Raw genomic sequence first — 17,501 nt, 5'->3', positions numbered from 1 at the left:
GGTCCATTGCGGCTCCTTGGTCCGCCGCATCCCAGAGCCAAACCCGGTCGCACTGTCGATCAACTGCCGTTCACACACGGCTTTCGGTGTCCAGCCTCTATCGCCTGTCCGTGACGTCGTGGAAGGAAAAAGTCATGACTACCGCCGAGAAGCATGAGTTCCCATGGCCCGTACGTGCCCGTTCGCGCCGTCGCCGGCGTACGAAGAGATCCGCGAAGAAGAGCCGGTCTTGCGGGTTCGTCTGCCAGACGGCGGGTGGGCCTGGGTGGTCAGCCGCCACGAAGACGTGCGAACCGTGTTGAACGACCGGCGGTTCAGCGCCGACCGGCAGCATCCGGACTTCCCGCATCTGGTCAAGGGCGAGGCGGCGTCCCGGCGGCCGGACGAGGAGCGCACCCTGATCGAGATGGACGCACCCGAGCACGGGCCGGCGCGCAAGGCCGTACTCGGCGAGTTCACGGTGCGCCGGTTGGAGGCGCTGCGGCCGCGGATCCAGGAGATCGTCGACGGGCAGATCGACGCGCTGCTGGCCGGGCCGCAGCCCGGTGACCTGGTGAGGCGCTGTCGCTGCCGGTCCCGTCCCTGGTGATCTGCGAGATGCTGGGTGTGCCCTACGCCGACCATGAGTTCTTCCAGAAGCACACGGTGAAGATGTTCAAGCAGTCGACACCGCCCGAGGAGCGGTGGGCGGCCATGGGGGCCATCCAGGGCTACATGGCCGACCTCATCGCGGAGAAGGAAGAGAACCCGCCGGACGACCTGCTCGGGCGGCAGATCGTCAAGCTGCGCGCGGACGGCACCTACCGGCGGACGGCACTAACCGGCATGGGCGTCCTGCTGCTCTTGGCCCTGCTGCTGGACGCCCGCGGTGTGGTGGCCGAGGTGAAGTTCGGCGGCCAGCACGACGAAGGCATGCAGTCGTGGCAGGGGAAGTTCGAGGCGGCCCATACGTCTACAGATATCAACTCATCGACCAGCGCGTATTGGACGTATCATCCCTGGTCCTCCTAGCGTTCGTCGGATGACGGAGCGACGCGCGATCCTCAGCGGATCGACCTTCGGGGAACAGCCTTTTGAGGAACAGATCGGGTACGCCAGGGCCGTGGGCGGCCGCGTGCACGTGTCGGGGATCACCGGTTCGACTACTCAACAAGGATGACCTCGGCCGTGATCAGGGAACTCCATGCGAACGAGGAGTTCGAGCAGGTCGAGGAGTTGTTCGAGCGGATCTGGAGGTTCGAGCCGGACAGCCGGCCGCCGCTCACCGCCGGGCTGATGCGGGCGCTGACCCACGCGGGCAACTACGTCTCCGGCGCCTTCGACGGCGACCGGATGGTCGGGGCGGCGGTGGGCTTCTTCGGGCAGGACTCGACCCTGCACTCGAACACCACGGGCGCGGCAGCGGGACAGGGCATCGGCTTCGAGCTGAAGCTGCACCAGCGGCTGTGGGCGCTGGACCGCGGGGTCTCCCGGATCACCTGGACCTACGACCCGCTGGTCCGCCGCAACGCGCACTTCAACCTGGCCAAGCTGGGCGCGCGGCCAACAGAGTACCTGCCGAACTTCTACGGCGTGATGGCCGACGCCATCAACCAGGACGACGAGTCCGACCGGATCCTGGCCGTGTGGCCGCTGACCGATCCGCGGGTCGAGGCAGCGGTCCGGCGGCTGCCGTACCTGCCGGCGGTGTCGGAGGACGCCGTGGTCGGGCTGGGCGACGACGGCGACCGCCCGGTCGAGGGCCGTACTGACGGGCGCGTGGTGCTCGTCGCCGTCCCCGAGGACATCGAGCGGCTGCGCGCGGTGGACGCCGGCGCCGCCAAGGCGTGGCGGCACGCCGTGCGCGACGTGCTGGGCGGCCTCATGGAGGAGGGCGCCACGGTGACCGGCTTCCATCGCAAGACCTACTACGTGGTGGAGAGGAACACCTGAAGATCACTGGGGTGGAGCTGCGGCGGATGTTGACCAGATCGTCCTGCCCTTGATCGCCAGCCACGATAGGGACATCGAGGCGCAACGGTTCCCCTTCGAGCCGTAAGAAGGCTGGGGCTTGGCGGTTGCGATTCATACGGCCGAGTCCGTCATGTCAAAGGGTACTGCCGTGTCGAGCCGTTGCTGCCGACGCAGCCCGCACCACTGAGATGCTGCGTCGGGTTGGCTGGTTGGAGTTGCCTGGGATGCCCTGGTTGGAGGCCCATGGCGGCGCTCCAGTTCGGGCTCGGTATCTACAGAGGCGGCCCTTCCTGCCGCACGGGACGGCTCAAGGGGCTGTAATCTGCGCTCCCGTGTGCTCCCCACCAGATGAGGGATAGACCGTAGGCTTGGCTCGGCGGTCAGTGATGAGGAGATGCCGAATGACAGCTCTACCGGATGACAGTTGGCTTCTCAACATCCGTCCTCAGCCCGCGCTGGTCACCGCCGAGGAGTATGAGGCGCTTCCGGAAGAGATCGCCAAAGCCATCGAGATCGTTGATGGTTACGTGGTCTACTGCGCAGCACCTACGCCAGATCATCAGACCGCCGGTCGGCGGCTGGCCAACATGCTCGAACGCCATGCCCGCGAGGCGATGGGCAAGGGCCACGAGTGTGTCACCGTGAACAACGATGTGGATCTGCGTCTCAGGGATCTGCCACTGCTCAACCGGCGTCCCGATGTCGCCCTCTATCGGTGCCTGGACCGCGAGCGGGGCGAACGGCTCCGCGCCGAGCACGCGCTGCTCGTCGTGGAGATCGTTTCTCCGGGATCCGAGACACAGGACACGACCGACAAGCTCGGGGAGTACGCCAAGGCCGGCATTCCGCACTACTGGATTGTCCGGCTTGACCGCTCTGGTGTGTCGATCATCGAACGCTATCGGTTGGACCGAGCGGCCATGCTTTACAAGCACATCGGCACGTTCATGAAGGACGAATCGGGTGGCGCTCCCAGTGTCAGCAACCCGATCCCCATGGTGATCGACTGGTCAGAACTGCAGTTCTGAGCCAAACCGCCAACCTGATCCTTGCCAGGGTCCAGCCTTCCCGATGCTTCGCCGGGGTTCGCCGGTTGGACTACGCGAGATGCCTGGCCGGAGGCCCATGGCGCGGTGATGCCGGACCTACCGTGCCTCGCCGCACAGCAGCGCGGCCCACACGTCGTGGGCCTGGCGTAGCGGCCAGCGAAAGGTCTCCTTGATGTCATGCTGGGGCTCGCATTGGAGCGTTCGCCGGATGAAGGACTGGCCACCTGCCTGGCACAGCTCGTAGAACGTCGCGCGGCATTCACAGGTCCAGGCCAGGACGCGAACCCGGCTCACCCCGCAGAACGGCGGGTGCCAGACCAACTGCATGTGGTCTTGCTGCGGCAGAGGGAGGTGCGGACTCAGGCATGCTGAGTCGATCACGATGAGTGGCCCATCAACAGCGCGGACAGCGGATGATTCTGGCGGAGGTCTTTGTAGCGAAGAGCGACTCGACGAGCAGTGGTTACCGGGTCGTCGACCGGAGTCAGCGCGTAGACCCATCGCCCACTGCGCGCAGATTTCCGCCCAGACCACCAGCGGTAGCACCAGCCGTCGGTCCAGACCACCAGATCGACCCATACGGACACCAGAGCAAGCCCGTGTCCTTCCTGGATGTCGGTTCGGATTCCCAGCGCCACCAATTCATCGCTCAATCGCGTGGCGGCGCGCAAGGGCGTTACCGGCGATTTCCCGTGTGCGTTGATGGGACGGGAGCCCATGGAGGCCGGATGCATGCTGCAACGCTATGATCAGGCCAAATAGGCTCGGAAGTGCGATTTCGTGTCACTTCCTGATGGCCTGCAGCGGAAGTGACACGAGCGGTGCCATAACTCAGTATTCAAGTCGCACAAAGTCCGCGAGATCACACATTTCATCGGTGAGAGAGCGCCGTCTGCCAATGATTCCCTTCAGGATGTCTCTGGCATAGCTCTGGTTCGTCATCCACTCCGGGGCATTGTGCCGAACACCCTGCAAGATCTCAAAGGCCTCACTCTGCCGATGCATCCGGCGGTGCGCCTCGGCCACGTCGAGGAGATGCCGATTCCGGTTGTTCGAGGTGGGGCGCAGGTCGGTGAGGGGGATCGTCTGGGAGAGCTGGAGGACCTTGTCCGGCCGGTCCTCGATCATGGCGTTCTCCACCCGCTTCATCGCTACAGTCACTGGCCCGAAGGTGCGAAGGAAGTCATCGCCCGGCGTCAGGTCACGGCCCATGGCCACGGCTGCGGTGCGCGCGAGGCGGATCGTGTCGTCCGCCTCCCCGGGCCGGTTGTCGCGGATGGCGGCGGCAGAGGAGCGCAGCAGCAGCCAGCCCCAGGCGGACAGTTGGTGCGGGGTCGCGCGGGAGATACGAGGTTCCACGTCATCGGCCCAGCGCGTCGCCATCTGGCGGGCTTCGTCGAGGCGGCCCTGACGCAGAAGAAGCCAGCAATGTGTGCTGATCGTCGCCGCCGCGTCCAGGGAGTCGTTCATGTCGTCCATGGCCCGGGACAGCGCGAACTCGGCCTCGTCGAACTGGCGTGTCTGGGTCATCAGCCAGCCGACGAGGTGCAGCAGCCTGCCTCGTACGTGACGCTGTGACAGGTCCACATCTACCAGCGCGTCCGCGTCCCTGAGCATTACCGGCAGCATGGCGGCGATCTGCGAGTAGCGGTCCTGTTTCCACAGCGGCATCGACGCTTCCAAGGCGCCGCCCAGGCCCTCTCGCGTCGGCGCCTCTGTGGGCTGACCGTCGAGTCCGTGGAGTGCCCGTTGTACCGGCGCCCACAGGTCGAGTGTCTCTTCGTCCGCTGGCTCAGCGTCCAGTCGGGCCATGAGTGAGGTCGTCGGCACCTTGAGGGCCACCGCGACCTTGCGCAGCGTCTCCAGCCGTACGTCTTTTCGCGCGTCCTGTTCCAGCTTGCGGATAAGCGAGGCGGATACGCCAGCGAGGTCGGCCAGGCCCTGCTGAGTCAAGCCCCGGCGCTTCCGGACGCTGCGAATGCGTTCGCCTATCGTGGCCATGAATCCATGCTAGAGACGGGCCGCCGAGCGGCGGGCTGACAGTGACGAGGATGCGCCGAATGACAGCTCTGCTGGATCTCCGGCCCGCGCGTCCCCTCGTGTTCGATGCCGACACCATGACGGCCGCCTATGGCATGCTCCAGCTCATCGTCGCGCTCACCCAGGCGGGCTGTGAGCACGGGGGGTGGGCCGCACAGTGTGCGGGCCACCTTCCGGCCAGCTCCTGCCTCTACACCGACGTCAATGACGCCGAAGAAGCCGATGTTGTCGCTGTGGAGGGGGCGAGATGTGCGAAAGGATCATCTCCCGCGGGTGAGCCGGAGCGCCGGGAATGCCATCGGAACTCGCCCTTGCCCCAGCACCTGCGAGTCGCCACCGAGCGCCAGGAAGCCTGACTGCCGATCAGGGGAGCCGCTCGCCGGGGCCCGCATGCGGGTCACCTCGGTGATCACGCTCGGTTGCGGCGGGTGTGCGGTCGTCTCGCGCCGACCTGTTCGCGTGGGTGAGTTCGTAGCCGGCCTCTTCGACGGCGGCGCGCACGTCCTCGGTGTCGAGTCCCTCGTCGCTGGTTACCGAGACCCTGCCGCTATCGACGTCCACCGTGACGGCGGTGACGCCGGCGATGCGTTCGATCTCCTCGGTGACGAAGGTGGCGCAGTGTCCGCAGGTCATGCCCGCGACGGTGTAACTGCTCTCGGTCATGTCGATGCGCCCCTTCCGTCGGATATGGCGGGCGCCGCCTGGTCCGGGTTGGCGGCTGGAACGGTCCGGGTGAGCATGTGCGCTTCGCGCATCCGCCCGTCGGCGGCGAACCGCCCGAAGAAGCAGACCTCGATCTCGATGTACTTGCCGCGCCGCTCGACGTGCAACGTATAGCGGGCGGCGATCTGGTCACCGTTTGCGATGGCCTCCTGCACCTCTGTCCGGTTGCTGGGTCGGGTCTTGCGTATCGGGCGGGTGTGCGCGATGAGCTTGTCGCGGTCCATCCGGTGTCCGTCGGCGACCTGGACGATGTCCGGGGTGTGGTACCGGTCGAAGATCAGCGCCGGATCCTCGTCGCTCTGAATGGAAAGACATGATGAAGTCGGCGATGAACTGCTTCGGCTCGGTGTCGGCAAGTGTGCGCATGGCGCTCCCGTTGATTGGGCGTACGATCTCTTACGCGCTGTAAGATATGCCGAAATCAACAACTTTGACAAGGTGTAAGAAATGACCTCGTCTCCGGCTCGCAACCGTCGCGCCGATGCCCGCCGCAGCAGGGCCGCCATCCTGGACGCCGCCGTCCAGATCCTCGGCGCCCAGCCCGACGCCGAAATGGAAACGGTCGCCGCGAGCGCTGGCGTGACCCGCCAGACCGTCTACGCCCACTTTTCCTCTCGAGAGCAGTTGCTGCTGGCGGTCGTCGACCGGATCACTGAGGAGGTCGTCGCCGCCATCGACGCCACCGAACCACAGGCCGGACCGGCCACTGACGCCCTGCTGCGCCTGCTCGACGCCAGCGATCAGACAGCTCGCCGCTACCCCGCGCTGCTGCAGAAAATCAGCACACTGCCGGTCAGCCCGCAAGCCGACCACGACCGGCACTCGTCTGTCGCCGACCGGATCGGACAGGTGATTGAGCGCGGCCAGCAGGCCGGAGAGTTCGACGACCGGCTCCCGCTCGGCTGGCTGGTCGCCGCCACCGTGAAGCTCGCCCACAGCGCAAGCGAGGAACGGCAAGCCGACCGGATGACCAGCCAGGAAGCCGAACACGCGCTTCGCATCAGCGTGCTCCGCATGCTTGGTGTCGCCACAGAAGAAGACGGTCCATCTCGCTCTCGGTGAGCCCCAGCGACCTTCGACCAGGCTGAGGAGTTCCTGCGCGATCAAGACCCCGACGGCCCCACCTCCTGGACCATCCCGGCAGGAGGCGATCGCGCACTATGGGACGCGGTCGGTGCCGCGATACTCCTGGGCGAACTCGTCAGTCACCGTCCCGGCAAGGGGGACACGACGCTGGCCGCGCTCATTCGTATGGCAGGGCACCCCCACCGGCCCGAACTGGACGACGCTGATCAGCTCACTCTCGACCTATAACCCGAGAGCGGAGGCATCTGATGGTGGTGCCGTGCGATCACGCCACCATCGGTTCAACGTCGATCGCCTACGCTCAGCCGTTCGTACCTCGACCAGGCCCTAAGCCGCTCTGCCGGCCGGCAAGTCCGTCGTCTCAGACGTCGGCCATGGCCCGTGGTCTGTCGGTTTTTCTCCCTGTCAAATGTCGGTTTGCTGTCTGCGGTCTGTCGGTTTTTTTTACCGTCAAATGTCGGTTGGGCCTTACGCTGGTGTCGATCGTCGCAGGGAGGGGCTGCCATGTCCGAGTTGATCTCACGCCGGGTGACCGGCCATGCCGAGGAGTTCCTCGACGCCTTCAGAATCGTGATTGTCAACGGACCGAGGCAGTCAGGCAAGACCACCCTGCTTCACCAACTCAACAAGGGGGGAGGGGGAACCTACCTCACTCTGGATGACGGTCCGTTGAGATCGGCCGCGCAGGCCGATCCGGCTGTCTTCATCGCGGATGGGTCGCGTCCGATGATGATCGACGAGATTCAGCGGGGCGGAGACGACCTGATCCTGGCGATCAAGGCGGAGGTTGATCGGAAGGCTGAGCGGGGGCAGTTCGTGCTGGCGGGTTCCACGAGGTTTCTGTCCACGCCGTCGTTGAGCGAATCGCTTGCCGGCCGCGCGGGGATCCTTGAGGTCTGGCCCTTTGCCCAGGAGGAGCTTGCCGGAACGGGCGAGTCCTTTCTTGTGACGGCCTTCAATGATCCTGGAGCGTTGCGCTCTTCGTCACTCAGCGACTACAGCCGGAGGGACTACTTCGAACTGATCTGCCGAGGTTTCTATCCGGAGGCGGTCGCGATGAGATCGGAGTTCACCCGGGACAGGTGGTATCGGACCTACGTCCAGTCGGTCATCGACACGGACATCAGGGAGATGGCGAGAGTCGATGAGCCGAGCAGTCTCCGGCAACTTCTCAACCTCGCCGCGGCGAGTACGGCGCAAGAGCCGAACTTGGTCAAGGTCGGCAACGATCTCCAACTCCATCGGAGTACGGTCACCCGTTACATCGGCTTGCTGGAAACCGTCTTCCTGATCCGTCAGGTTCCGGCGTGGTCGCGGAATCTGGTGGCCCGGTCGATTCGTCGTCCCAAGCTCCACGTCACCGATACCGGCCTCGCCGCTCATCTGATCGGTGTCGACGCGGACGGCCTATCTGCCAGGGTCTCGCCTGTGCGAGGTTCCCTTGTGGAGTCGTTCATCGTCAACGAGATCGCCAAGCAGGCCACGTGGGCGCCGTTCCGCGTCGGACTCCATCACTGGAGGGTCAGCCAGGGCGCTGAGGTGGACCTCGTACTCGAACGAAACAACGGACGGATCGTCGGTGTGGAGGCCAAGGCCACCGACTCTGTGAATCAGGATGATTTCAAGGGTCTTGTCGCTCTACGCGAGAGTCTCGGCGAAGATTTCGTACACGGGTTCGTCTTCTACACAGGAGTGAGGTCGCTCTCCTTCGGAGACCGGCTGACGGCATTGCCTCTCAGCGCCCTCTGGGACAGGTAGCACTTCCGGACTGCGATCACCCGCCGTGCCCCGCGCCGAGCACTCAACATCTCGCGCGGGTTTGGTCGATCGTCACGGCAGTACGTACCCAGCAGCGGCTAGAACGAAGTCGTATGGTGGCGGGCCCGGAACTCCGCCAAGAGCTCGTCGGTCACCTCCGCGCCACCCGCCACGGCCGCGTGCACCTCGCGGAAGTAGCCCTCGTACCCGGCCGGCGTGTAAAGGCACAATGCCTGGACCGGCTCGGTGCCGGCGTTGCGGAAGCCGTGCGGGGTTCCGCGCAGCGCGGCGAGCAGGTGTCCGGGGCCGACCGTCACCTCCCCGTCGCCCTGGTGCAGGGTCAGGTCGCCCCGCAGGACGTAGAAATATTCGTCGTGCTCTTGGTGTACGTGCGGGCGGGCCCCCATAACGCCTCCCGACAGGGTGAACTCCTCGAACGCGAATCGGCCGCCCGTGTGCTCACCCGTCAACCGGAAGAAGTGCGCCACGCCGGCCACGTCGATCAGCTCGCCGTCCTCGGGGCGGCGCAGAATGGGGCGCGGCTCCGGCATCTGCTTATCGATCATCTCAGCATTATCGGCTGACGGCACCAGAGCGGCCTTCAAGGACGCTCGCTGCAGAGACCGGAGTCGCCGATGAGTTTCGGATGGGGGAGTGGTCTCACTCTCGAAACAACGACTGGACGACGACGGGAAGGGGCGGCTTCGGTGGACTTGTACAGCGTCGTGTGCGTACGTGACCTGGCGACATCGCAGAAGTGGTTCGAGGTGTTCTTCGGGCGGCCGGCGGACGAGATCATCGGCGAGGAACTCCTGTGGCAGGTTGGTGAGAACGCGTGGGTCGTCATCGACGACCGGCACATGCGGGCCGCACGGGTGGGCGGCACCATGATCACGTTCGGCGTGACCGACCTCGATGACATCCTGGCCCGGCTGGCCGCGTACGGCGTCCAGCACGAGCCCGTGGAGACCTACGGCAACGGTGTGCGCCACGTGGAAGTCCTCGACCCGGACGGCAACAGCCTGTCGCTCGCGCAGGCACCCGCCCACACCCTCAGTACGCCGCGAGCGTAAGCGCGTTGGCGGCCTCGTTGAGCGGCTTCATGATCGGCCGCATCGCCAGGTCCTTCCACGGCAGGCGGTTGACCAGCCGCATCATCGTGGTCTGCATCTTGATCTGCATCGGGCTGCCCGCGACCATCTGCGCGGCGTTGCTCGCGCCGAGCGTCACGTTCACATCCACGTACTCGCGCATGGCTTCCCGATATCCGGCATAAGCCGCACGATGGTCGCCTGCCGCCGCGCTCAGTTCGCCGGCCAGCACGTACGCACCCACCAGCGCTAGGCTGGTGCCCTGCCCGGACAACGGGGACGGGCTGTAGGCGGCGTCGCCAACCAGGGCGGTCCGGCCGGTAGACCAGTCGTCCATGCGAACCTGGCTGACCGGCGTGAAGTAGAAGTCCGGCGAATGCGGCATCGCTCGTAGCAGCGTGTCACTCTCCCAACCGACGCCGGCGAACGCCTCGGTCAGTACGCGCTGCTGGGCGGCCCTGTCGGAGCGGTCGGGCAGGACGGCGGGGCTCGGGAAGACGAACTGCGCCTTCGCGGTGTCGGGCCGGGTGGCGTAGACGTTCACCACCTTGCCGGGCGTCGGATAGAGCAGTTCCCAGTGGTCGAGTCCGAGGTGGTTGGGGACGGTGAAGACGGCCGCGTGCATCCCGAGGGGGTGTACGTAGCGCTCCTCCGGACCGAAGGCCAGGCGGCGCACGGTCGAGTGCAGGCCGTCGGCGCCGATGACGAGGTCGAAGCGGCGTGGCGGGGCGTGTCGGAAGGTGACGTCGACTCCGTCGGGGCCTTCGCGGAGCGAGGTGATGGTGTCGCCGAACAGGTATTCGCAGCTGTCACGTGTCGCGTCGTAGAGGAGCCGGGCGAGGTCGCCGCGCATCACCTCGTCGTCGCCGGGAGCGCGCATGCCGATGAGGTCGGGGCCCAGGTTGGCCAGTGGCTTGCCGCTCTTGGCAACCCACGAGCCGCCGCGGATGGCGGTACTTGCCCGCCGTACGGCCTCCAGCATGCCCATCCGCTCGACGACCTGCATGGCCACGCCGCGCAGGTCGACCTTGTAGCCGCCCTCGCGCACCTCGGGCGCCAGTTCGACCACGGTAGGGGTGAATCCGTAGCGGCGCAGCCAGTAGGCCAGAGCGGGGCCGGCCACGCTGGCGCCGGAGATCAGGACGTTGCGGTTGGCGAGTCGCCGTGAGTTCGTCATGCCAAGAACCGTAACAGCCTTGCCAGACACTTGGCAATAGCTTTCCAATTAAGTTGCCATCATGCTCTGACTGGCCTACTCGACCCTGCTAGAAGCTTTGGCAAGGATTTGCCAGGTGTATGTCACGTGGCTAACATGAACTGCGGCAGAGGGCCGGTCGGCCCGGCGCTTCGACCTGGCAAGGAGACGACAGGCAGATGTTGACGCAGCCAGCCTTCGGCCGACGGCTCAAACAGCTGAGGACCGAACGCGGCCTGACCCAGGCTGAGCTCGCGGGCGAGGGCATGTCCACCGGCTACCTCTCCCGCCTGGAGTCCGGGGCCCGGCCCCCCACCGATGAGGCCGTGACCCACCTGGCCCGCCAGCTGGGCGTCGCTCCCCAAGACCTGGCCGAACCGCCGGCCTGGTCGCTGGCGCGCAGCCTGGCCACCACCGTCGGACTCGACGTGGACGAGGCGGGCGAGCTGCTGGCCCGAGCTCTGCGTACGGCGGGCGGCGAGGACCACCTGCTGCGTTGGCAAGCGCTCTGGCAAGTCGCCGAATGGCGACGTCTCACCAATGAGCCCACCGAGGAGCGCACCTGCCTGGACGAGCTGGTGGCGCTCGCCGACGAGCTCGACCTGCCCGAGCTGCGCGCCCGAGCCGGGGCGCGGCTGGCGCGCGCGCAACGCGGGGCGGGCCAGGTGCCGGCCGCGGTCGAGGCCGCGATCGGCGCCTACCGCCTGGCGGTCGACGAGGGCCTGCCACCGCATATCGTGGCCGACACCCTCTTGGCGCTGGTGTCCTCGCTGGCCGAGGCGGGCCGGATGGCCGAGGCTCGACAGCACGCCGACGAACTGCTCACCCTGGTCGCGGGCTTGCCCGCCGGCAGGCTCCTGGCGGAGGCTGCGTGGACCGTGGCCGGCGTCCGGCTCCGACAGGGCGAGCCCCAGGTCGCGCTGAAGCTGGTCAATGACGCACTGGAGCAACTCCAAGGCCGCCTCGACCCGGCCATGTGGGTACGGCTGCGCATCGTCGCGGCCCGCCTCCACCTCAATTTCACCCCGCCCGAGACCGAGCCCGCGCGGCGCCGTATCGAGGAGGTCGAGGCGTGCCTGCCGTTCGCCGGCACGCCCACGGTCGAGCAGGAACTACTCGCGCTACGCGCCCGACTGGCCTTCCACACCGGGCACACCGACGAAGCCCGCGCCCTGCTCGACCAGCTCGCCGACGCGCACGACCACCTGGCCTACCAGGAGCAGATCCGCTTGGACGTACTGCGCAACCAGCTCCTGCTGCTGGACGGGAAGCAGGACGAAGGCATGCGGGGCCTTCGAGCGCTGGCCGAGCAGGCGCAGGAGCGCGCCAACTTCGACCTTGCCGCGGAGATCTGGCGCCACGCCGCCGAATCACTGGCTCGAACCGGCGGCGAGAACCAGCCACGGGAACCCGCCACGTAGGCCGTCACGAGGAGGAGCACCAACAGAGCAGCGTAGGCTTGCACAACAGTCCATCAGCACTTACCGTCACATCCGCCCTACTCCCAGGATTGAGGCGAAGCGGGCTCAGCGGGCGATGCGTGCCGTGGCGCAGATCTCCCGCCACGTCTCAGGTGTCGACGCGGCTGTGCTCAACGCCGGAGCGGCCCGCGTCAAGGGAAAGTTCCGGGAGCGTCCGGTGTCGATGGGCCGGCTGTGTGACGTGCGGTCAGTCCCGTGTCGCCTGCTCCGTGATGACGGTCGCATCGAAGCCGGTCACGCGCCCAACGCCTCTTGCTTGATCTGCTCGAACTGCGCGCCCATCGCCTCGGCCAGCGCGTTGGCTCCTGACAGCGGCCGCACCATGACCGTCAAGTCGTCGATGAGGCCGTTGTCGTCCATGTGCAGGAAGTCGCAGCCGTGGACCTGCTTGCCGTTCACCTTCGCCTTGAACTCCAACGCGAGGTCACGGCCGTCCGCGTTGGCGATCTCGCGGACGTAGTGGAAGTCCTCGAACACCCTCGAGACGCCACGGATGATCGCCGCCGTGAGCGCCCTGCCCGGATAGGGCTGGTACGCGACCGGGCTGGTGAACACGACGTTCTCGGCGAGTAGCGCCTCGATCGCCGCCATGTCGTGGGCCTCGACGGCCTTACGGAACGGATGCACGCCTACCCCTACTCAATTTGTTGACTATACGCCGTTGACAGTAACTCCGACGTGGTGTGCCGTCCAGGGGATGGGCGAGTGTCGATAGTCACATCGTTGACTAGGAAATGGGACGGTTAATCAACCCGGCGATATCGTTGGCAGATGTCGTTGCGCCACGCGGTGATGGCCGCGCTCCTGGAGGGCGAAGCGTCCGGATACGACCTGGCCAAGGGGTTCGACGCGTCGGTGGCCAACTTCTGGATGGCCACGCCCCAGCAGCTGTACCGGGAGCTGGACAGGATGCGGGCCGAGGGCCTGGTCCAGGCGCGCGTCGTCGAGCAGGAACGCCGCCCCAACAAGCGGCTGTTCTCCCTGACCGAAGTCGGACGCCAAGCGCTGCGTGATTTCACCGCCGCACCGCCGCGTCCGGGCGCGATCCGCGACGAGTTGATGGTGAAGGTTCAGGCCGTGGACGCCGGCGACTCCGAGGCCGTGCGCGCCGCTGTGGAGGAACGCATGGTCTGGGCTCAAGCCAAGATCGCTCGATACGAACGGCTACGCGCCCGGTTGCTGAACGGCCGCAGCGAGGAGGAGTACCTGGCTCAAACCGACCACATCGGCCCCTACCTGACCCTGATGCGCGGCTTGGCCTTCGAACGCGAGAACCACCAGTGGGGCGAGTGGGCCCTGGCCGTACTGAAGCGGCGCTCGACCGCCACCACCTGAAGCCCCCGAACGCGGCCCCGTGGATTAGGTGCGTCCGTGGGGGAATTGAGGCATCTGTTCAGCTTGGCCCGGCTGGTCGGCCGAGCTTGGCCTCCCATCAGGGGCTTGATCAAGGCTCCAGCAGGCGGCGCGGGCCCGGGCCCTGCTGGGCGAGCGTGTCGCCCGGATTGACCAGTACGCACTGCTCGAACGACAGGCACCCGCACCCGATGCACTCCGTGAACCGGTCCCGCATCCGTTCCATCCGCTCGATCCGGGCGTTGATCTCCTCGCTCCAGCACTCCGACGCCCTGACCCAGAACTCCCGCGTCGGCGGGACGCCCTCCGGCAGGAAGGCCAGCACGCTCCCGATCACCGACAGCGGTATGCCTACGCTCTGGGACGCGCGGATGAACGCCACCCGCCGCAGCGTGGTGCGGTGATAGCGACGCTGGTTGCCGGTGGTCCGGCGGCTGTCGATGAGCCCCTGCCGTTCGTAGAAGCGCAGCGCGGACGCGGGTACGCCGCTGCGCTCGGACAGCTCACCGATGGTCAGTTCCTTGGCGATCGCTTCGGGCATGCCCCGAGCCTAGCTTGACTTAAACATTGGTTTAAGTACGAGCCTGCTCTCATGACTGATATTGCCGATGCGACGGCGGTCTGGATCAACCGTCACGCCCACCCGCTCGATCCACGGGACCCGCTCCCTGATCTACGGCCATTGCGAGACATCGTGCGTGATGCCACGGTCGTCGCCCTCGGCGCTTCGACCCGTCAGGCCCATGAGCTGTCGGTCTCCGCGCATCGGATGGTGCGGTTCCTGGTCGAGGAGCTGGGGTTCCGCTCGCTCGCGCTGGAGGGGGACGACCCGGCCCGCGTCGGGCTCGACGATTACGTCCGTACGGGGAAAGGCGACCCGCGCGCGTCGCTGGCCGGTGCGCGGGCCTTCTGGCGGACCGGGGAGATCCTCGACCTGGTCCACTGGATGCGGGCCTACAACGAGGACCATCCTGATGATCCGGTACGGTTCGCCGGCGTGCGGCCCCAAGCCGGGCCGGCCGTCGGTATGAAGGCCATCGAGCAAAGGATGGCCGAGGACACGATCTGGTGGCACGAGCGCACCGGAGACAAGATCGTCTATTGGGGCGGCCTCGCGCACACCAGCATGAGCCCCGGCAACGTGGGCGGGCATCTGCGCGAGCGCTTCGGAACCGGCTACCTGTCGATCGGGCTGACCTTCGGACACGGCACATTGCCGTTCGAGGTGCCCGCCCCGCCTCCGGACTTCGCCGAGACGGCCCTGAGCGCCGCCGATCTCGACGACTTCCTGCTGGACCTGCGCGTCGAAGCCCCGGCCGCCGTACGGGCCTGGCTCGACGCGCCGGCCAGGACGCGGCTCATCGGGCCCCGCTACGACCCGGCGGACGACGCCGCCTACCACCTGTCCGGAGGCTCGTTCGGCGGATGGTTCGACGCAGTCGTCCACCATGAGCGGGTGACGCCCGTCCGCGAGCTGTAGGCGGCTGGTCTGCGAGCCGCGGGTCGCCGGGCGGCAGGCGGCTGAAGCGTAGTCTGACGGGGTCTAGTGGCGGCGCACCATGGTGAGCCCGTCGGCGATCGGCAGGACGACCACGGTGACCCGGGGATCCTCCCGCACGAGGTCGTTGAACTCACGCATCTGCGCGGTTCGCTCATCCGTGACGGCCGGGTCGGCCACCCGGCCGCTCCACAGTGTGTTGTCCACCATGAGCAGGCCGCCCGGCCGCAGCCGGTCGATCAGCAGCTCGTAGTACGCCGGGTAATTGGGCTTGTCGGCGTCGAGAAAGGCCAGGTCGATGGGCCTCTGGAAGGCGGCGAGCGTCTCGCGCGCCGGGCCCAGGGTCAGGGTGACGCGGTCGGTCACGCCGGCCTTCTCCCAGTAGCGGCGGGCGATGGACGTCCACTCGTCGCTGACGTCGAAGCAGTGCAGGGTGCCGCCGGACAGGCCCCTGGCGATGCAGAGCGACGAGTAGCCGGTGAACGTGCCCACCTCGACCGCCACCTCCGGCCGGGTGAGCTGGGTGATCATCGTGAGGAACGTGCCCTGATCGGGCGTGATCTGCATGCCCGCGCTGTCGCCTGTCGCCGCGATCGTCTCGGCGGCGAGCTCCTCCAGCAGGTGGTCGGGCGGGGTGGAACGGTCGAGGATGTACTGGGCGACGGCGGGGTCGAGAAATTCAGCTTTCATGATTTCTATTCTTAATGGGCATGGGAGCAGCTCCGGCCACTAGCCGGGCACAATGTGGAAAGTCATAATCCCCGATATCTAAAGACATAAAACGTCCGATATGTCAAACGGGTACTCTTACGGGGTGGGTGAAACGGCGACCTCGGCGAGGGGCCTAGGGGCGACCGGGAAGGCTGCTCCGCGCGGGCGTATCGCCAAACGAGAAGCGATCATGACCGCTGCAATGAGGGTGTTCGTGCGCGACGGTTACTCGGGCGCGAGCATCGAAACCATCGCCGCTGAAGCGGCGGTATCCAAACAGACCATCTACAACCATCTGGGCGACAAGCAGCGCTTGTTCGAGTCCCTGATCGACGAGAACTTCGATCGGGTCAATGCCCAGCAATTCGCCATGATCGAGACTTTTCCCGATCGACCGGCGAACCTCATGGTGGAGCTGACGGCGTTCGCCGGTGCTCTCATGCGTGAATGTCTCATGGACGAGCGGGCGCGCGCCTTGCGCACACTCGTCCAGGCAGAGGGATCTCGGCGTCCCGACATCGCCAGGCAGTGGCGGCAGCGTGGTCAGGGCCAGCTCGCGGGGTCCCTGGCCGCCAGGTTCGCCAGGCTGGCGCTGGCCGGGAAGCTCTCCCTGGCCGACCCCGATCAGGCGGCGCGCGACTTCCTGGCGTTGATCACGTATGACGCCCAGGTCGGCTGGACCATCGGCGACGCGTCGATGCGAGACGACGAGCTCGACGCCTCCATCGCCGCCGGGGTCCGGACGTTCATGCGCGCGTACGGGAACGGCAACGGACACCACAACGGCAACGGCAACGGCAACGGACACCACAACGGCGCGGCTGGAGGCTGACAGACGCCCGCCCTTGCTCTTCGGGTAAGGTCTCGGCGATCAATGAGCTAAGGGCGGGCAAAATGAACAAAAGGGTGACGGCTGTCGTGGCCGTGGGCGTGGCGCTCGTCGTGCTGCTGACTGTCGTGGCGTTCTCCGAGCCCGGCACGTCGGCGGCGCAGGGAGTGCGACTCACCCGGCAACCCGACGGTTCCATGGTGCTCGCGGACAGGGGCGGCGACGCCCCTGTGCTCGACCTCTACGAGGACTTCGACTGTCCCGTCTGCAAGGAACTGCACACCAGGGTCAACGCGACGATCGAGCGGCTGGCCAAGGAGGGCAAGGTCAAGGTCGTCTTCCATCCGGTGACGGTCTTCGAGGACGAGCCCATGCGCTCCAACTCCGTCCGCGCCGCCGCAGCTGCCCGCTGCGTGCCCGAGGAGAGCTGGCTGGCGTTCAGGGAGGAGCTGTACGCCATGCAGCCCTCGCCACACGGACTGGCCTCGGGCTTCGACGTACAGGAGCTGGCCAAGGCGGCCAGGAAGGTCGGCGCGGACGTCGACCAGTGCGTGATCTCGCAGTCGTACGCCGACGCGCACCTGCAGGAGAGCGCGAAGGCGGGGATCGACGGGACGCCGACCCTGCTCCTCGACGGCGAGGTGCTGGGCAACGAGGCGTTCGACCCGGTCACCCTGGAGCGGGCCATCACCGGCGGAACAGGCATCACCGTCTGACACGTCCCAAGGATTGAG

Annotated in this window: 23 protein-coding genes; 13 read left to right on the top strand and 10 right to left on the bottom strand. The window is 66.6% G+C overall.

Annotated features, from left to right (window positions below; all coding sequences use genetic code 11):
• The first annotated feature begins 286 nt into the window (after positions 1–286).
• The 4 genes from AB0B64_RS18035 to AB0B64_RS18020 all read left to right on the top strand — a co-directional run bounded on the left by AB0B64_RS18035 (position 287) and on the right by AB0B64_RS18020 (position 2,981).
• Positions 287–589 carry a hypothetical protein gene (locus AB0B64_RS18035; protein WP_358178451.1) on the top strand — a complete coding sequence of 101 codons (303 nt, stop codon included), beginning with the start codon at positions 287–289 and terminating at the stop codon, positions 587–589.
• 8 nt (positions 590–597) lie between these two features.
• Positions 598–1,011, top strand: a complete 414-nt coding sequence (locus AB0B64_RS18030; protein WP_358178449.1) for a hypothetical protein — start codon at positions 598–600, stop codon at positions 1,009–1,011.
• A gap of 156 nt (positions 1,012–1,167) precedes the next feature.
• Positions 1,168–1,932 carry a GNAT family N-acetyltransferase gene (locus AB0B64_RS18025; RefSeq protein ID WP_358178447.1) on the top strand — a complete coding sequence of 255 codons (765 nt, stop codon included), beginning with the start codon at positions 1,168–1,170 and terminating at the stop codon, positions 1,930–1,932.
• Positions 1,933–2,354: 422 nt separating this feature from the next.
• Positions 2,355–2,981: a Uma2 family endonuclease gene (locus AB0B64_RS18020; protein WP_358178445.1), complete on the top strand. Its 627-nt coding sequence runs from the start codon at positions 2,355–2,357 to the stop codon at positions 2,979–2,981.
• Between the two features lie 117 nt (positions 2,982–3,098).
• Here the strand turns inward: AB0B64_RS18020 and AB0B64_RS18015 are convergent, their stop codons facing one another.
• The 3 genes from AB0B64_RS18015 to AB0B64_RS18005 form a co-directional block, all read right to left on the bottom strand.
• Positions 3,099–3,329 (bottom strand): hypothetical protein, encoded by a 231-nt coding sequence (locus AB0B64_RS18015; protein WP_358178443.1) that lies wholly within the window; start codon positions 3,327–3,329, stop codon positions 3,099–3,101.
• Between the two features lie 50 nt (positions 3,330–3,379).
• A complete protein-coding gene (locus AB0B64_RS18010) occupies positions 3,380–3,736 on the bottom strand; it encodes a hypothetical protein (RefSeq protein WP_358178441.1) in 357 nt (118 codons plus the stop codon).
• 97 nt (positions 3,737–3,833) lie between these two features.
• A complete protein-coding gene (locus tag AB0B64_RS18005) occupies positions 3,834–5,003 on the bottom strand; it encodes a helix-turn-helix domain-containing protein (protein ID WP_358178439.1) in 1,170 nt (389 codons plus the stop codon).
• A gap of 59 nt (positions 5,004–5,062) precedes the next feature.
• On the opposite strand from AB0B64_RS18005, the gene AB0B64_RS18000 reads away from it, so the two are divergent.
• On the top strand, positions 5,063–5,398 hold the full coding sequence (locus AB0B64_RS18000) for a hypothetical protein (protein WP_358178437.1): 336 nt from the start codon (positions 5,063–5,065) through the stop codon (positions 5,396–5,398).
• Between the two features lie 7 nt (positions 5,399–5,405).
• On the opposite strand, the gene AB0B64_RS17995 is transcribed toward AB0B64_RS18000, so the two are convergent.
• Entirely contained in the window at positions 5,406–5,705 is a 300-nt protein-coding gene (locus AB0B64_RS17995; RefSeq protein ID WP_358178436.1) for a heavy-metal-associated domain-containing protein, read from the bottom strand.
• Entirely contained in the window at positions 5,702–5,989 is a 288-nt protein-coding gene (locus AB0B64_RS17990) for a nuclear transport factor 2 family protein (RefSeq protein WP_358178434.1), read from the bottom strand. Before AB0B64_RS17990 ends, AB0B64_RS17995 begins: the two co-directional genes overlap by 4 nt.
• 223 nt (positions 5,990–6,212) lie before the next feature.
• Here AB0B64_RS17990 and AB0B64_RS17985 point away from each other — a divergent pair, with 223 nt between their 5' ends.
• Together AB0B64_RS17985 and AB0B64_RS17980 are read left to right on the top strand one after the other, a co-directional pair.
• Positions 6,213–6,827 carry a TetR/AcrR family transcriptional regulator gene (locus tag AB0B64_RS17985; protein ID WP_358178433.1) on the top strand — a complete coding sequence of 205 codons (615 nt, stop codon included), beginning with the start codon at positions 6,213–6,215 and terminating at the stop codon, positions 6,825–6,827.
• 528 nt (positions 6,828–7,355) lie between these two features.
• Complete coding sequence (locus tag AB0B64_RS17980) at positions 7,356–8,609, top strand: ATP-binding protein (RefSeq protein ID WP_358178432.1); 1,254 nt, start codon at positions 7,356–7,358, stop codon at positions 8,607–8,609.
• A gap of 98 nt (positions 8,610–8,707) precedes the next feature.
• On the opposite strand, the gene AB0B64_RS17975 is transcribed toward AB0B64_RS17980, so the two are convergent.
• Positions 8,708–9,175, bottom strand: coding sequence for a cupin domain-containing protein (locus tag AB0B64_RS17975; RefSeq protein ID WP_358178430.1), 468 nt, complete (start codon positions 9,173–9,175; stop codon positions 8,708–8,710).
• 141 nt (positions 9,176–9,316) lie between these two features.
• Between AB0B64_RS17975 and AB0B64_RS17970 the strand changes: the two genes are divergently transcribed.
• On the top strand, positions 9,317–9,682 hold the full coding sequence (locus tag AB0B64_RS17970; protein ID WP_358178428.1) for a VOC family protein: 366 nt from the start codon (positions 9,317–9,319) through the stop codon (positions 9,680–9,682).
• Here AB0B64_RS17970 and AB0B64_RS17965 read toward each other — a convergent pair.
• Positions 9,663–10,877 (bottom strand): FAD-dependent monooxygenase, encoded by a 1,215-nt coding sequence (locus AB0B64_RS17965; RefSeq protein WP_358178426.1) that lies wholly within the window; start codon positions 10,875–10,877, stop codon positions 9,663–9,665. The two genes, AB0B64_RS17970 and AB0B64_RS17965, sit on opposite strands and share 20 nt — an antisense overlap.
• A 197-nt stretch (positions 10,878–11,074) precedes the next feature.
• Here AB0B64_RS17965 and AB0B64_RS17960 point away from each other — a divergent pair, with 197 nt between their 5' ends.
• Complete coding sequence (locus tag AB0B64_RS17960; RefSeq protein ID WP_358178424.1) at positions 11,075–12,316, top strand: helix-turn-helix domain-containing protein; 1,242 nt, start codon at positions 11,075–11,077, stop codon at positions 12,314–12,316.
• Positions 12,317–12,610: 294 nt separating this feature from the next.
• Here the strand turns inward: AB0B64_RS17960 and AB0B64_RS17955 are convergent, their stop codons facing one another.
• Positions 12,611–13,003, bottom strand: a complete 393-nt coding sequence (locus AB0B64_RS17955) for a nuclear transport factor 2 family protein (protein WP_357950319.1) — start codon at positions 13,001–13,003, stop codon at positions 12,611–12,613.
• Positions 13,004–13,147: 144 nt separating this feature from the next.
• On the opposite strand from AB0B64_RS17955, the gene AB0B64_RS17950 reads away from it, so the two are divergent.
• Positions 13,148–13,711, top strand: a complete 564-nt coding sequence (locus AB0B64_RS17950) for a PadR family transcriptional regulator (RefSeq protein WP_357950322.1) — start codon at positions 13,148–13,150, stop codon at positions 13,709–13,711.
• Between the two features lie 109 nt (positions 13,712–13,820).
• On the opposite strand, the gene soxR is transcribed toward AB0B64_RS17950, so the two are convergent.
• Complete coding sequence (gene soxR / locus AB0B64_RS17945) at positions 13,821–14,270, bottom strand: redox-sensitive transcriptional activator SoxR (protein ID WP_357950325.1); 450 nt, start codon at positions 14,268–14,270, stop codon at positions 13,821–13,823.
• A 153-nt stretch (positions 14,271–14,423) separates the two neighbouring features.
• Between soxR and AB0B64_RS17940 the strand changes: the two genes are divergently transcribed.
• Positions 14,424–15,209, top strand: coding sequence for an erythromycin esterase family protein (locus AB0B64_RS17940; protein WP_358178422.1), 786 nt, complete (start codon positions 14,424–14,426; stop codon positions 15,207–15,209).
• A 63-nt stretch (positions 15,210–15,272) separates the two neighbouring features.
• On the opposite strand, the gene AB0B64_RS17935 is transcribed toward AB0B64_RS17940, so the two are convergent.
• Positions 15,273–15,917: an O-methyltransferase gene (locus AB0B64_RS17935; protein ID WP_358178420.1), complete on the bottom strand. Its 645-nt coding sequence runs from the start codon at positions 15,915–15,917 to the stop codon at positions 15,273–15,275.
• A 211-nt stretch (positions 15,918–16,128) separates the two neighbouring features.
• Between AB0B64_RS17935 and AB0B64_RS17930 the strand changes: the two genes are divergently transcribed.
• Together AB0B64_RS17930 and AB0B64_RS17925 are read left to right on the top strand one after the other, a co-directional pair.
• Entirely contained in the window at positions 16,129–16,770 is a 642-nt protein-coding gene (locus tag AB0B64_RS17930; protein ID WP_357950334.1) for a TetR/AcrR family transcriptional regulator, read from the top strand.
• A gap of 62 nt (positions 16,771–16,832) precedes the next feature.
• Positions 16,833–17,483 carry a thioredoxin domain-containing protein gene (locus tag AB0B64_RS17925; RefSeq protein ID WP_357950337.1) on the top strand — a complete coding sequence of 217 codons (651 nt, stop codon included), beginning with the start codon at positions 16,833–16,835 and terminating at the stop codon, positions 17,481–17,483.
• Positions 17,484–17,501: the final 18 nt, after the last annotated feature.

This window comes from Nonomuraea sp. NPDC049129 (genome assembly GCF_040648495.1).
GTDB lineage: Bacteria > Actinomycetota > Actinomycetes > Streptosporangiales > Streptosporangiaceae > Nonomuraea.
Note: the sequence above shows the minus strand (reverse complement) of the source record. Positions and strands in the feature narration are given on the sequence as shown.

Coding starts and splice junctions, on each gene's coding strand:
- AB0B64_RS18030 (WP_358178449.1), top strand. CDS start 598: ATGCTGGGTGTGCCCTACGCCGACCATGAGTTCTTCCAGAAGCACACG.
- AB0B64_RS18020 (WP_358178445.1), top strand. CDS start 2,355: ATGACAGCTCTACCGGATGACAGTTGGCTTCTCAACATCCGTCCTCAG.
- AB0B64_RS18015 (WP_358178443.1), bottom strand. CDS start 3,329: ATGCAGTTGGTCTGGCACCCGCCGTTCTGCGGGGTGAGCCGGGTTCGC.
- AB0B64_RS18010 (WP_358178441.1), bottom strand. CDS start 3,736: ATGCATCCGGCCTCCATGGGCTCCCGTCCCATCAACGCACACGGGAAA.
- AB0B64_RS18005 (WP_358178439.1), bottom strand. CDS start 5,003: ATGGCCACGATAGGCGAACGCATTCGCAGCGTCCGGAAGCGCCGGGGC.
- AB0B64_RS18000 (WP_358178437.1), top strand. CDS start 5,063: ATGACAGCTCTGCTGGATCTCCGGCCCGCGCGTCCCCTCGTGTTCGAT.
- AB0B64_RS17995 (WP_358178436.1), bottom strand. CDS start 5,705: ATGACCGAGAGCAGTTACACCGTCGCGGGCATGACCTGCGGACACTGC.
- AB0B64_RS17990 (WP_358178434.1), bottom strand. CDS start 5,989: ATGGACCGCGACAAGCTCATCGCGCACACCCGCCCGATACGCAAGACC.
- AB0B64_RS17985 (WP_358178433.1), top strand. CDS start 6,213: ATGACCTCGTCTCCGGCTCGCAACCGTCGCGCCGATGCCCGCCGCAGC.
- AB0B64_RS17980 (WP_358178432.1), top strand. CDS start 7,356: ATGTCCGAGTTGATCTCACGCCGGGTGACCGGCCATGCCGAGGAGTTC.
- AB0B64_RS17975 (WP_358178430.1), bottom strand. CDS start 9,175: ATGATCGATAAGCAGATGCCGGAGCCGCGCCCCATTCTGCGCCGCCCC.
- AB0B64_RS17965 (WP_358178426.1), bottom strand. CDS start 10,877: ATGACGAACTCACGGCGACTCGCCAACCGCAACGTCCTGATCTCCGGC.
- AB0B64_RS17960 (WP_358178424.1), top strand. CDS start 11,075: ATGTTGACGCAGCCAGCCTTCGGCCGACGGCTCAAACAGCTGAGGACC.
- AB0B64_RS17950 (WP_357950322.1), top strand. CDS start 13,148: ATGTCGTTGCGCCACGCGGTGATGGCCGCGCTCCTGGAGGGCGAAGCG.
- soxR (WP_357950325.1), bottom strand. CDS start 14,270: ATGCCCGAAGCGATCGCCAAGGAACTGACCATCGGTGAGCTGTCCGAG.
- AB0B64_RS17935 (WP_358178420.1), bottom strand. CDS start 15,917: ATGAAAGCTGAATTTCTCGACCCCGCCGTCGCCCAGTACATCCTCGAC.
- AB0B64_RS17930 (WP_357950334.1), top strand. CDS start 16,129: ATGACCGCTGCAATGAGGGTGTTCGTGCGCGACGGTTACTCGGGCGCG.
- AB0B64_RS17925 (WP_357950337.1), top strand. CDS start 16,833: ATGAACAAAAGGGTGACGGCTGTCGTGGCCGTGGGCGTGGCGCTCGTC.